Below are 13237 nucleotides of genomic sequence, written 5' to 3'. Positions count from 1 at the left end.
CCAGAGCCGGGTGGGTGGGCTCAGGAGCGGTACTTCTTGCCGCGGATGATGGGCATCCCGAAGCCGGGGCCCGTGGGGCCGCGCGGGAAGACCCCCTCGGTGCCCTCGAATCCGGCCAGGGGACGGGACGGTAGGGGATGCGGATTGCCCGGCCAGTCCGAGGAGGTGAAGTCGATGATGACGGGCTCACCGTTGCCGCGCAGCAGGATGCTTCTCGGCCCGATGGCGCCGTGGCTGACGCCCACGTTCTGCATGGCGCCCATGGCTTTGGCGAGCCGCAAGAAGATGTTGCCCGCGTCCCGGGCCGTCATGCCCTGGTTCCTCGCGCTCTGGAGTTTCACGCCCTCCACGTACTCCAGCAGCAGGTAGCGGAAGCCGTGCTCGGGCTCTGGCCAGCGCCCGTCGTCGTAGAGGCGGATGATGTTGGGGTGTTGCACGAGCCGCAGCGCCCCCGCCTCGCGCTCCAGGTACTTCTCCATCTCCAGGCCCTCGGGTGTGATGGGCGAACCCAGCGCCATTCGCAGCAGGCGTTGCTCCCCGGATCGCTCGACCACCCAGGTGATGCTGAAGGCGTCCTGGCTCCAGGTTCGGACGACCCGCCAGCCCGCCACTTCATCAGCGGGCTGGATGGAGAGAGGCTCGAAGAGGGAAAGGCTGAGCATGACCTGGCCAGTAGCATGCGGGGGGTGACGTGTATAGTCTCTCCTCGCGCCTGCTCCCAGGCGTCATGCCCCGATGTCCACCCGCCGACTCCCCGGGCTACGGCACCGTCAGCGCGCGCAGCAGCGTCACATCCGCGTTGGGCGGCTGGATGCGCAGCAGCAGCGTGGTGCCCGAGCTCGCCGAACGCAGCAGGTCGGCCGCCTCGGCGGCGCTCGCCACCTTGTGGTTGCCCACCTGCCGCAGCAGCGCGCCCGCCGGAATGTCCGCCCTGTCCGCGGGGCTGCCCGGTTCGACCGCCGCCACGCGTGCGCCATTGCCCTCGGGATCCTCCATGAGCCGCAATCCCAGCCGCTGCTGTGCCGGGGCCGCGCTCCCGTCGCGGGGAGTGACCTCGGGCTCGCCGTCGAGCGCCGGCCGCGTGCCGAGCGTCACCTGCACGTCCAGGGGCTTGCCCTCGCGCAGCACGTGGAGCTTCACCCGGCTGTCCGGTTGCAGCAGGCCCACGGTGCGGGTGAGGGTGCCCGCGGAGGTGATGGGCTTGCCCTCCACCTCGGTGATGACGTCGTCGTCGTGCAGGCCGGCCTTCGCTCCGGGGCTGCCCGGGTTGACGTTCGCGACGATGGCGCCCTTGTCCACGTTCAGCCCCAGGGCGCGGCCGAGCTCCGGCGTGAGATCCTGCACCGAGAGGCCCAGCCAGCCGCGGCGCACCGCGCCGGCCTTCTCCAGTTGCGGCAGGAGCGAGCGGATGAGGTTGCTCGGCACCGCGAAGCCGATGCCCGTGGCGTCGCGGATGATGGCGGTGTTCATGCCGATGACCTCGCCCTTCAGGTTGAAGAGCGGGCCGCCCGAGTTGCCCGGGTTGATGGCGGCGTCCGTCTGGAGGAAGTCGTCATAGGGGCCGGAGTGGATGTCGCGGGCGCGCGCCGAGAGGATGCCCGAGCTCACGCTGGAGGCCAGGCCGAATGGATTGCCAATGGCCACGAGGAAGTCACCCACGCGCGTCGTGTCCGAATCGCCGAGCGCCACGAAGGGCAGTCCGTTCGGCGCGCCCTTGAGGTGCAGCAGCGCCACGTCGGTGAGTGGATCCCTCCCGAGCACCTCGGCGTCGAAGGCGCGCCCATCCTCGAGCTTCACGCGCACGTGGTCGGCTCCCTCCACCACGTGGTTGTTGGTGAGGACGGTGCCCTTGTCATCGATGAGGAAGCCCGAGCCGAGGCCCTGCTGCACGGGCCCCTGCGTCTGGCCTCGGGGCATGCCCGGGAAGCCGAAGCGCTCGGCCAGACCGGGAGGGAAGGGAAGGTCTTCCCGGGACGCCACGCGGGGGCGTGACTGCACCTCGACGTTGACGACGGCTCCCTTCACGGCCTCGACGAGCGGCGCGAGCGAGCCGGGTGAGGGCACCGACACCTCGGGGACGGAGGCGGGAGCGGTGCTCACGGGGGCATTCGCCGTCCGGGGCGTGGAGGGAGCGGCCAGGGGCGCGCCATTCGCCTGTCCACAGGCTGCCAACGCCATGCAGGACAGGAGGAGGAAGCCGCGAACCGGAGTGCGAGAACAGAGGGGTGAGGACACGGTTGCTCCTTTCCGCCGGGCACGAGCGCCCGGCTGGGATTCGTTCCGAGCCGTTTGCAGATGCCGCGCCAGGGCCGATTTTCCGGCCCGCGGCGGCTTTCTCTCCAGGCGGGCGAGAGGCCCTGGTTCTCTCGGAGGGCAGGCTCGTGGAGCCGCCGCGTCCTGTCTGAAATGAGGGCGGGGCTCGGGGCGGAATGCCCCAGAAGAGGCTCTGTTTGGGGCATTCCGCCCTGTCCAGGCCCGAGCAACGGCGCGTCTTCCTCTCATCTCCCCTTCGAAGAGGGCCATGGCACGGACCCTGCTCTAGATGATCCGCGAACCAGGACCAAGAAGGAGGTGGGAGTTGCGTCTGGTGAAGAGTCCGCTGAAGGTGCTGCTCGCCGAGGATCAGGCGGAGATGCGCGCGCTCCTGTGCGGCATGCTGGCCCGCGAAGGGTACGAAGTGGTGGTCGCCCAGGATGGGCCGGGGCTCATCGAGACCCTCATCGCCGGGCTGACGGACGAGTCGGACGCGTGGATTCCGGACCTCATCATCTCCGATGTGCGGATGCCGGGTTTCTCGGGCGTGGAGGTGCTCGCCCGCTTGCGCCGCGAGTCGTGGACCACGCCCGTGCTGCTCATCACCGCGTTTGGAGATGACGAGCTGCGCGAGCAGGTGGAGCGCTTGGGGGCTGCTCGGGTGCTCGACAAGCCCTTCGAGCTCGAGGTGCTGCGGGACATGGCGCGGGAGATGATCGCGCCGCACTGAGTGCACGCCAGGAAGCAGGGGGGACAGGAATGAAGCTCAAAGGCGTTCTCTCCGCGATGTTGCCCGCGGTGCTGCTGGGCGCGGCGGCGTGGGTGCTTCACCGGGAGTTGGCGGCCTTCCATTGGCGCGACGTGTCGGACGGTGTCGCGGCCCTGCCCGGCTCGCGCCTCGCGCTCGCGGTGCTCGTCACGGCCCTCAACTACGCGCTGCTGACGCTGTATGACGTCCTGGCGCTCGGGTACGTGGAGCAGCGGCTTCCCTATCCGCAGGTGGGCCTGGCGTCCTTCATCGCCTACGCCTTCGGCAACAACGTCGGGGTGGCGATGCTGAGCTCGGCTTCGGTGCGCTATCGCCTGTATTCCGCCTGGGGCATGTCCGCGCGGGACATCACCCGGGTGGCTGTCTTCTGTGGCCTCACCCTCTGGCTGGGGCTGCTCGCCACCGGAGGCCTCGCCTTCGCCGTCGCTCCGGTGGAGGTGCACGGCCTGCCCCTGCTGTCCGTGGGCGCGCTGCGTGCGCTGGGGCTCGTGCTGCTGCTGCTCGCGGTGGGCTACGTCGGCGTCTGTGCCCGGTGGCGTCAGCCGCTCACCGTGCGCGGGCTCTCGCTGGTGCTGCCCACGCCCCGCATGGCCGTGGCGCAGCTCTTCGTGTCGGGCTCGGACTGGCTGCTCGCGGCCCTGGTGCTGTTCTTGCTGCTCCCCCCGGATGCCGGCCTGCCGCTGCCGGTGTTCATCGCGCTCTTCATGCTCGGCCAGGTGGCGGGGCTGATCAGCCAGGTGCCAGGAGGTCTCGGCGTGTTCGAGTCCATCATCCTCGCGGCCCTCACGCCGCGCGTCCCCACGCCGACGGTGCTCGGCATGCTCGTGGCCTACAGGGCCATCTACTACCTCGCGCCCTTCGTCATGGCGTCGCTGCTGCTGGCGGGCAACGAGCTGGCGCAGCGCCGGCAGCAGGTGACCCGTCTGTTGAAGGGCGCCCGGACCTCCTTCGGGACGGTGGTTCCGCCGGTGGCCGCCACGGGCGCCGTGCTGGCGGGATCCATCCTGCTCTTCTCGGGCGCGACTCCCACCGTGGAGGAGCGGCTCCTCGTGCTCAAGCGGCTGCTGCCCCTGCCGCTCGTGGAGCTGTCCCACCTGCTGGGGAGCCTCGTGGGCGTGTCGCTGTTGCTGCTCGGGCGGGGCCTTCAGCGGAGGCTCGACGCGGCGTATGTGCTGGCGCTCGGGCTGCTGCTGTGCGGCGGCGTGCTGTCGCTGGTGAAGGGCTTCGACTACGAGGAGGCCTCGCTGCTCTTCGCGCTGGCGCTCTCGCTCGGCCCCTTCCGCGAGCAGTTCTACCGGCGCACCTCGCTCTTCTCCGAGCGCTTCAGCCCTCCGTGGTTGATGGCCATCGGCTCCGTGGTGGGGGCCTCGGTGTGGCTCGGGTTCTTCTCCTACCGGCACGTGGACTACAGCAACGATCTCTGGTGGCGCTTCACCTTCGACGGGGACGCGCCGCGCTTCCTGCGTGCCTCCGTGGGGGCGGTGGGAGTCGCGCTGGTGTACGGCGTGGGCCGGTTGCTCGCACCCTCGTCCCCGCGCCTCCAGCCGCCCACCGAGGAGGAGCTGGAGCGGGCCCGTCCGCTGGTGAAGCGCTCGCCCGAGTCCACGAGCCACCTGGCCCTGGTGGGTGACAAGGCGCTGCTCTTCAACGAGCGGAGCACGGCCGTCCTCATGTACGGCGTGTCCGGACGGACGTGGGTGGCCATGGGAGACCCCGTGGGTCCGCCGGAGGAGGGGACGGAGCTGGCCTGGCGCTTCCGCGAGCTCGTGGATGCGCACCACGGCTGGACGTGCTTCTACCAGGTGGGGCCCTCGTCGCTGCCGCGCTACCTGGACCTGGGGCTGGCGCTGCTCAAGCTGGGCGAGGAGGCCACGGTGCCGCTGGGCGACTTCCGTCTGGACGTCCCCGAGCGCCGGGGGCTGCGTCACAGCCATCGCAAGATGGAGAAGGAGGGCTTGAGCTTCGAGGTGGTGCCGCGCGAGGGCGTGCCGGAGCTCCTGCCCCGGCTGAGGGACATCTCCGAGGCGTGGCTCGGGGAGAAGAACACGCGGGAGAAGGGGTTCTCGCTGGGCTACTTCTCCGAGCGCTACATGAAGGAGGGGCCGGTGGCGGTGGTGCGCCACCAGGGCGAGCTGCTGGGCTTCGCCAACCTGTGGGCGCCCGAGTCGAAGGCGGAGCTGTCGGTGGACCTGATGCGCTACCGGCCGGGGGCTCCGGGCGGGGCCATGGAGTACCTCTTCACCTCGCTGATGCTGTGGGGGCACGCACAGGGCTACCAGCACTTCAACCTGGGCATGGCGCCCTTCTCCGGCTTCGAGTCACACAGCCTGGCGCCGCTCTGGCACCGGATGGGCTCCTTCGTCTTCGGCCACGGCGAGCACTTCTACAACTTCCAGGGGCTGCGGCAGTTCAAGGAGAAGTTCCACCCCGTGTGGACGCCGCGCTACCTGGCGGCGCCTGGGGGGCTGGCACTCCCGCGGGTGTTGGCGGGCACGGCCGCGTTGGTGTCGCGCGGCATCACGGGAGTGTTGGTGCGATGAAGCTCGGAAGCCTGGCCGTCGTGGTGTGCATGTTGCTCGCATCCTGCGCCCATGCTGCGGCCGGAGGAGGAGAGAAGTTGTCCTTCGGCGGCTTCGGCAAGGTGGCGGTGGTGAGGCCCGAGGGGGCGCCGAGCGGTGTCGTCCTCTTCCTGTCGGGCGAGGGCGGCTGGGCGGCGGGAGAGCAGGAGCTGGCCCGGATGTTGGCGTCGGAGGGGACGCTGGTGCTGGGCGTGGACACGGCCGCGTATGTGAAGTCATTGGGCGCGGGAAAGCGGTGTGGGTACCCCGCGGGAGACCTGGAGGCGCTGAGCCAGTTCGCCCAGAAGAAGCTGGGGCTGCCCGCCTACCTGCACCCGGTGGTGGTGGGTCAGTCATTGGGGGCCGCGCTGGCGTACGCCAGCCTCGTGGAGGCGCCCGTGGGCACCTTCCGAGGCGTGGTGGCGCTGGGCTTCGTCCCGGAGGTGCGGATGACGGCCACTCTCTGTAAGGGGAGTGGCCTCGTGCGTCAGCGCACGCCGGACGGCGGGGCGGAGCGGCTCCAGCCCGTGAAGGTCCTGCCCGGGCCCGTGCGGTGGCTGGTGGGGGCGAGGGACAAGGTGTTCGCTCCCGCGCGGGTGCGTGCCTTCACCGAGGGCATGCAGGGCGCGGAGGTGGATGCCGTGCCGGGCGTGGGGCATGAGCTGTCGGCTCCGGTGGCCTGGAAGGTGGCGCTCCTGCGAGCCGTGGCGGAGGTGGTCCGCCTCTCGGAGCCTCCGCGTCCGGTGGTCTCCTCCACCCAGGCTCCGGATGGAGGCACCCTGGTGGACGTGTCGGATCTGCCGCTGGTCGAAGTGCCCGCACAGAAGGATTCGGGCGAGGCGATGGCGGTGCTGCTGTCCGGGGATGGGGGCTGGGCGGGAATCGATGGCGAGGTGGCCTCGACGCTGGCCGCGGAGGGCGTGCCGGTGGTGGGCCTGGACTCGCTGCGCTACTTCTGGACTCGGCGCACGCCCGAGCAGACGGCGAAGGATCTGGGCCGTGTCCTCGCGCACTACCTGCCGGCCTTGAACAAACGGCACGTGGTGCTGGTGGGGTACTCGCGCGGGGCGGATGTGCTTCCGTCCGTGGTGGCCCGGCTCGACCCCGAGCAGCGCCAGGCGGTGCGTTCCCTGGCCCTCATCGCCCCGGGCCGCGAGGCGGAGCTCGAGGTGCATGTGATGGACCTGGTGGGCGGCGGCGGGGGAGACCCCATCCTCCCCGAGGTGAAGGCCCTGGGCGGGCTTCCCCTCGTCTGCGTCTATGGGAGTGACGAGGCCGACGAGAGCCTGTGCCCGCTGCTCTCGGACGTACCCGGCGCGACGTCCGTGATGCTCAAGGGAGGCCACCACTTCGGAGGGGACTACGCCGCCGTGGGGCGGGCCATCCTGGAGCCGCTGCGAGAGCGTCACGAGCTGTAGTGGAGCGCCCGCGGTTCTGCGCTCAGCTCAGCCCGTGACGGAGCGCCGCTTCGAGCGTGTTCACCACCACGCGCACGCGCGGCACGTTCCGCAGCTCGCGGTGGAACACCAGGAACACCGGCACCGAAGGCAACGCCACATCGACGTCGAGCCGCACCAGCCCGTCGACGGTGCGGCCGTGCGCCTCGGCCATCAGACAGATGCCCTGACCGCGCTCGGCCGCTTCCTGCAATGCGAAGTCGGAGTTCGAGCGGAAGGGGAAACGCTTCGCACCCTGTGCGAGGAGCCACTGTTCCTGCGGCAGCTTGCGCATCGTGCCGTCGTAGCCGACGAAGTCGTGGCGCTCGAAGTCGCCCGCGCGCAGTTGCCCACCGCGCAGTCTCCGCTCGATGTAGCTCTGCGACGCGTAGAGCGCGAAGCGCAGCCGACCCACCGCCCGCTCGATCAGCACCGGCGACGAAGAGCGCACCTTGCGGATACCGATGTCAGCCTCGCGTCTCGCGAGATCGGACGTGCGCGATTCCGAGACGAGCTCGATGTGGATCTCTTGATGCTTGCGGCGTAGCTCCGAGAGCACCTGCGTCGCCGGACGCACGAAGCCTTCGCCGAGCGAGATGCGCACCGTGCCCGAGAGCTCGGTGTCGCCTTCGTCGCGTCGCGCGGCTTCGAGGCCGTGTTCGAGCTGCTCGGCGAGGGCAACGAGCTCGAGGGCATCGGGTTCCACCGACGTGCCGGCGCTGCTGCGGTGCACCAGCGTGCGCCCGAGCGCCGCTTCCAAGGCCTCGATGCGCCGAGCCGCGGTGGAGGTCGAGACGCCGAGTGAACGGCCCGCGGCGAGGAAGCTCCGGTGACGATGGAGCGCGAGCAGGACGCGGAGATCATCCCAGGTCGGCACGGCGTTTTGCATGGTTGGAAAACAGCTTAGCAAGGGTGCCCGTTCCTGGGAATCAAGCCGCTTTGCATCATGGGCGTAGGAGGTAGGACTCATGTACGACTTCGCGGAGAAGACAGTGATGGTGACGGGGGGCTCCATGGGCATCGGAGCGGCTTTCGCGCAGGAGTTGGCGCGGCGCCGGGCGCGGCTGGTGCTGGTGGCGCGCAGTGCCGAGCGGCTCCGGACGCTGGCGGAGGACCTGACGAAGACTCACGGCGTTCGTGTCGACGTGGTGGCGGAAGATCTCGCCAGGCCCGGCGCGGCGAAGCGGGTGTTGGAGGCCGTGCGCGCGAAGGGGCTCGTGATCGACGTGCTCATCAACAACGCGGGCTTCGGGATGTACGGCCCGTTCGAGGAGCTGCCGCTCGAGACGCAGCGCGAGGAGATCGATCTCAACATCGGCGCGCTGGTCGAGCTGACCCACGTCTTCCTGCCCGATCTCGAGCGGAGGCAGGGCGGAGTGATCCAGGTCGCGTCGACGGCGGCGTTTCAACCGGTGCCATTCATGGCGGTGTACGCCGCGAGCAAGGCCTTCGTGCTCTCGTTCAGCGAGGCGCTGTGGGCGGAGTATCGCGAGCGCGGGGTGCGAGTGCTCGCGCTGTGCCCGGGCGCGACGGACACGCCGTTCTTCGCCCGGGCAGGGGAAGCGGCGGCGTTCGGAAGGAAGGCGTCGGCGGAGGACGTGGTGCGCGTGGGCCTCGCGGCCTTCGACGCGAACCGGTCGCACGTGGTGCACGGGTTCGGCAATTACTTCACAGCCCTGATGTCACGCTGGGCGACGCGGGAGTTCACCGCACGACTGTCGGCGAAACTGATGCGGCCGAAGCCGTTGCTGGTGGCAACGGGACGGAGTGGCTCCAGCCCGTGAAGGTCCCGCCCGGGCCGGTGCGGTGGCGGGGGGACTCCGCCGCCGTGGGACGGGCCCTCCTGGAGCCGTTACGGGGGTGTCACGAGCTGTAGCGGAAAGCCACATGTAGCGTTTCTCCCCGCCACGCACTGGTCAGACTGATCAGGGATGCTTAGTCATTCCGGGATGTTCGTGGTATGGCGCGGAGTACGGGAGCGGCACGACTCCTGCTCATAGGCGCGGCCAATCGGACGGAAGGAGTGGCCGTGATGGGAGCCAACGCGGTGGTGAGCCAGAACAGGGGATCGTCGCGGATGGGCCGGGCAGCGTTCCGGGGCGAGTCCCGGAGGCGCACGGTGGTGTTCCAGGGGCAGGTGCTGCTCATCGAGAACCTGCGGGCGCGGTGCCAGCTGATGAACGACATGCTCGTGCAGGAGCGCTTCGAGGTGGGCGTGGTCGAGGACGCGCGGGATGCCGTCCAGTTGCTCTCCGAGAGCTTCTTCTCCGAGCAGGCGAAGGTGCCGGAGCTCATCATCTGCAACACGAGCATGCTGGGCGATGCTGGCCTGGAGGCACTCTCACGGCTGTGCGAGCGCCTCCCGGATGTGCCCGTCATCCTCTACAGCGCCTTCACCAGCCCGAAGCTGCGCGAGCGGATGGCGCGGATTGGCGGTGCCTTCATCCTCGACCCCGCCTCCGGGCTGGAGGACCTGAGGGCCGCCGCCCTGGCGTTGGCCTCCTCGCACCAGACGAGCCTCTGAGCCCGCTCCTCGAGAGCCAGCTCCCAGGCCAGGGGAAACCTCCCGCCGCTGCCGGGCTTCACCTGGACCCGTGTGTGGAACCCGTCGTGCTAATCGTAGTTCTCGCGGTCTTTCTGGTCGTAGTAGCTGCGGGGCCTGTCGGAGGGGTAGTGCGTCCGGACGAAGGGCTTGGGAGCCTCGGGCGGGCGTGAGGGCTCGCGCTCTTCGTCCACGCGGGTCGTGTACCCGAGGGGCGCTGGAGTGGCCTTGGGTGTCGGCTGCGGACTGTTCCTCGCGGCCTGCTCGGCCTTCGCGTCGGCCCGTGCCTCGAGCGCCTCTCGGGCCCGGATGGCGGCCGCCACGGCCTCGGCCGGCGGACGAGGAGGGCGTGGAGGGAGTGGGCGCTGTGGGCGCGGTGGGATGAGGAGCTGCTGGTACAGATGCCAGAAATCGCTCACCTTGGGCACCCACTCATCCAGGGAGATGCCCGAGCCCAGGGGAGCCCTGAGCTCGATGATGGGTGCCTTCTCCTCGCGCCCGAGGATCTTCAAGGTGTCCACCTTCTTCCCCATCGCTCCGAGCCCGAGGAAGTGGCTGCTGTGCTTCTCCGTGAACAGATCCTCATGAGGCATGCTCTCCAGCCACTTCCAGAGTGTCGGCAATCTGTTGGTTCTGATGGCGGCGTTGGGTTTATCGGAGACGTTTATCCAGCGGACCATCTTCCTGTCGGCCAGCTTTTCCCTCTCGTTCAAATCCCTCACCAGCAGCCCCAGGAGCCACCTGATCCACACATCCCGCATGACCTTGTCTTTGCCATCCCCCGTGGCCAGTCGTTGCTGTTCGGCGGGAGGGAGGAGGCCGAAGATGGTGGCGAAGTCCGTGCGGGCCAGGGTGTCGAACACCGCCTTGACGTAGGGCTTGCCGTAGGGAGAGTTCGCCCGGTTGATGTAGTCCATCACCAGCAGCAGGAATCCCCAGGTGTCTTCATGCAGCGTGGAGAGCGGCCTCCCGTCCGGGCCCGCGGCCTTGTTCTCGTGCGCCGCCTTCCGGAGGTTCTCCCAGTGCCGGCGGATGTTGTTGTGGAGGTGCTGGTCTCCGCTCGCGAACGTCCGATACATGAGCGGCATGGCGCGCAGGGGCACGCCGATGGTGATCTGGAGCATGCCCGTGATGGGAACTTCCATGGGCCCTTGCTTGCGGATGACCCACTGCGCGTTCCCGGTCTGCACGACGACCGTCTTGCGCCTGGCGGAAGAGGTGAACCATCCGTCGTTCGCCTTCATCTGTTGGTCCCACTTCCGTGCCAGGGCCACCATGTTGCCCACGCTCTCCACCAACTCCTTCTCCGAGTTGGCCGGGGGCTGGGTCACGAACTCGACGACGGGCTGCTGCTCGCTGGTCGCCTCGTAGACGGCCTTGAACGTCTTCCCGTCCTCGACGATGACCGTGCCCTTCTTGGCCCTGCGCTCCACGATTTCGAGTTTCGAGCACTCCAGCTCCACCCCGAAGGGCATGCACTGCGCGACCCGGGGGCTGGCTGGCGCAGGGCGCGCCCGTCTGCGAGGGAGGGGTGGAGCCTCAGGGGCATCGGGCCCGCGGATGACGAAGGAGGCCGCGTGGGCTCCCATCCGGTCCGCCTCCGCTTCCAGTGCGGTGTCGTGGACGATCGCGACTCCCGCTCCCGGTGGGGGCCGGACCCGGCCGGCGCGCTGCTGCAGCACGTGCGCCAGTTCATGCCCCAGCACCTGGAGGCCCCGCGGGCTGGACGGATCGCACATCCCGGGCGCGAACCAGATGTCCGGGCCCACGGCCAGCGCGGCGGCGCCCAGCGCGGCCACCTCGGGCCGGACGTGGAGGCGCACGTCCGAGAGATCCTCTCTCCAGAACGCCTCCATCCTGCTCCGCAGGAGCGCGGGCAGCGGCTCTCCGGCGGAGGGCTCGGGTTCCACGCGCGTGCCGGTCGCCCGCTTGTCTCGCCTGCTCATGACGGCTCCTTCTTGGTTGCTTCCGTGAGTGCTCGGACCTTGTCCTCCCACCACCGCTCCGCCGTGGCGCGCAGCCCCAGCTCCGCCTCGCACCAGGCCACCTGCAACGCGGCGAGGGCCTGTCTGGCCTCCTCGAGGTGCGGGTCGAGCTCCAGGGCGCGGGTGTAGGCCCGAAAGGCGCGCGCGTACTCCCCAAGCTCCAGGTACACCTGTCCGAGGGCGAGGTACGTCATGGGCTCCTCGTCCGTCTGGAGGGACGTCTCGAGCAGCTCGCTGGCCCGGCGCAGCTCCCCCTGGCGGCAGTACACCTCGCTCATCCGGAGCCCGAAGTCGTGCTCGCGGAGGGAGTCTCGGGCGGCGCCCTCGCTGAAGTAGCGCAGCGCCAGGTCGAGGTCGCCGAGCGCCAACGCCGTCGCTCCCGCCTGCTCGTAGAGCGTGAGGGCATGGGGATCCAGCGCGAGGCAGCGGTCGTAGAAGCGCAGGGCGCGTTTGTAGTCGCCCGCCTCGGACAGCTTCAGTGCCGCCACCTCGAAGTCGAGCCGGTCCTGGCCGACATGTCCCTGACAGAAGCCGCGGGCGAAGACTTCGCGCACGGAAGAGGGGAGGGGGGCGCCGCGGCGCCAGAGCGCCGTGCGGGTCGTGCCGTGCCACCCTGGGCTGACGAGCAGATCATCTCCGCGCATGCGAGCCAGCGGCTCGAAGAGCGGGAAGCAGACGGGGTGGTTGAGGCTATCCCCATAGAGGATCGGGATGCGGCTGCCCGAGCCGATGCGGCCTTCGTACGAGCTGTCCTCGAAGTCACTGAAGAGGAAGGCGCCGCCCGCGGGCATCCGCTCGAGGAGGGTGTCCAGCAGCTCCACGAAGACGTACGGGTAGGCCACCTCCGCTTCGGGGCTGTGGGCGAGCACCTGCGTGAGGAGGCGGGGATGCAGCGGGCCGCGGAGGGTCTCTTCCAGGCGCACGGGCAGCCACGCGTGCTCGCCCACGAGCTGCCACCACGGGTCCGTCTCCGCACCCTCCTGCGCTTCCGGCTCCTCGATAGAGGGGGACTCGGCCGGAGCCGCGGTCTCCCGCGTGTGGAGCTCGAGCCACGCCTCGGCCCTCTTGCGGAACACCTTGGTGGGCAGGACGCAGCAGGCGTAGTTCGCCACCACGATCCTCGGCGTCAGCGCCAGGGCCTCGCCCTCGAGCGTGCGAGCAGAGGTGGGAGCGCGGGCGTCCAGGAAGGCGGGGATGACGTGACCGGAGGCGACGAGCCCGGCCAGCGCGGGCCGCCGGATGGCCTGCTCGAGCGACGTGCGGGAGACGTCCGTGAAGACGTAGCTCAAGCGGTTGAACAGGGCGCGCCCCGCCTCGCCCAGATCGTCCTTCAGCGCGAGCAGGAGCCTGGCGGCGAAGTCTCCCAGCCCGCCGGCGAGCTCGAGCACCTGGATGCGCTCGACCGGGCCGCATCGGCCCTCTGCCATGAGTGACTGGACGAGCTCGATGAGGAGGAGGCCGTGCTGGCGGGCGAAGGTATAGTTGTTGGTGGCCCGGTGGGGGATGTCGCCCTCGGTCCATGCCTCGATGCCCCGGCTCTCGAAGTAGGCGGCGTGGGCCTTCCAGTGGAACCCCTGGTCGTAGGGAACCAGGGGGTGAGACCCCGTCGTCATGCATCCTCCCGGATTTCACTCGAAGTATAGGGAGGACAGGAGGCCTCATGTGAAGAGCCGCCCGCCTTTCTGTAACGGAGG

Annotated in this window: 10 protein-coding genes; 5 read left to right on the top strand and 5 right to left on the bottom strand. The window is 69.6% G+C overall.

Annotated features, from left to right (window positions below; genetic code table 11):
* Positions 1-20: 20 nt before the first annotated feature.
* The gene (locus DAT35_RS50520; RefSeq protein ID WP_108076660.1) at positions 21-662 is read right to left on the bottom strand and encodes a protein kinase; all 642 of its coding nucleotides are present in this window, start codon (positions 660-662) and stop codon (positions 21-23) included.
* Positions 663-759: 97 nt separating this feature from the next.
* Entirely contained in the window at positions 760-2235 is a 1476-nt protein-coding gene (locus DAT35_RS50515) for a trypsin-like peptidase domain-containing protein (RefSeq protein WP_369946431.1), read from the bottom strand.
* Between the two features lie 352 nt (positions 2236-2587).
* Between DAT35_RS50515 and DAT35_RS50510 the strand changes: the two genes are divergently transcribed.
* From DAT35_RS50510 to DAT35_RS50500, 3 genes are read left to right on the top strand one after another with little or no spacing between them, the layout of a single operon-like run.
* Positions 2588-2983 carry a response regulator gene (locus DAT35_RS50510; protein WP_233262192.1) on the top strand — a complete coding sequence of 132 codons (396 nt, stop codon included), beginning with the start codon at positions 2588-2590 and terminating at the stop codon, positions 2981-2983.
* 29 nt (positions 2984-3012) lie between these two features.
* Complete coding sequence (gene mprF, locus DAT35_RS50505; RefSeq protein ID WP_108076658.1) at positions 3013-5562, top strand: bifunctional lysylphosphatidylglycerol flippase/synthetase MprF; 2550 nt, start codon at positions 3013-3015, stop codon at positions 5560-5562.
* Positions 5559-6998, top strand: a complete 1440-nt coding sequence (locus DAT35_RS50500; protein WP_233262191.1) for an AcvB/VirJ family lysyl-phosphatidylglycerol hydrolase — start codon at positions 5559-5561, stop codon at positions 6996-6998. Before mprF ends, DAT35_RS50500 begins: the two co-directional genes overlap by 4 nt.
* Positions 6999-7020: 22 nt before the next feature.
* On the opposite strand, the gene DAT35_RS50495 is transcribed toward DAT35_RS50500, so the two are convergent.
* A complete protein-coding gene (locus DAT35_RS50495) occupies positions 7021-7905 on the bottom strand; it encodes a LysR family transcriptional regulator (RefSeq protein WP_108076657.1) in 885 nt (294 codons plus the stop codon).
* A gap of 79 nt (positions 7906-7984) precedes the next feature.
* Between DAT35_RS50495 and DAT35_RS50490 the strand changes: the two genes are divergently transcribed.
* Positions 7985-8800 carry an SDR family oxidoreductase gene (locus tag DAT35_RS50490; RefSeq protein ID WP_108076656.1) on the top strand — a complete coding sequence of 272 codons (816 nt, stop codon included), beginning with the start codon at positions 7985-7987 and terminating at the stop codon, positions 8798-8800.
* Between the two features lie 248 nt (positions 8801-9048).
* On the top strand, positions 9049-9540 hold the full coding sequence (locus tag DAT35_RS50485) for a response regulator (RefSeq protein ID WP_233262193.1): 492 nt from the start codon (positions 9049-9051) through the stop codon (positions 9538-9540).
* An 89-nt stretch (positions 9541-9629) separates the two neighbouring features.
* On the opposite strand, the gene DAT35_RS50480 is transcribed toward DAT35_RS50485, so the two are convergent.
* Positions 9630-11504 carry a DUF4157 domain-containing protein gene (locus DAT35_RS50480; protein WP_108076654.1) on the bottom strand — a complete coding sequence of 625 codons (1875 nt, stop codon included), beginning with the start codon at positions 11502-11504 and terminating at the stop codon, positions 9630-9632.
* A complete protein-coding gene (locus DAT35_RS50475; RefSeq protein WP_108076653.1) occupies positions 11501-13156 on the bottom strand; it encodes a tetratricopeptide repeat protein in 1656 nt (551 codons plus the stop codon). Before DAT35_RS50475 ends, DAT35_RS50480 begins: the two co-directional genes overlap by 4 nt.
* Positions 13157-13237: the final 81 nt, after the last annotated feature.

It is taken from the genome of Vitiosangium sp. GDMCC 1.1324 (assembly GCF_003044305.1).
Classification (GTDB): domain Bacteria; phylum Myxococcota; class Myxococcia; order Myxococcales; family Myxococcaceae; genus Archangium.
This window is presented reverse-complemented; position numbering and strand designations above follow the sequence as displayed.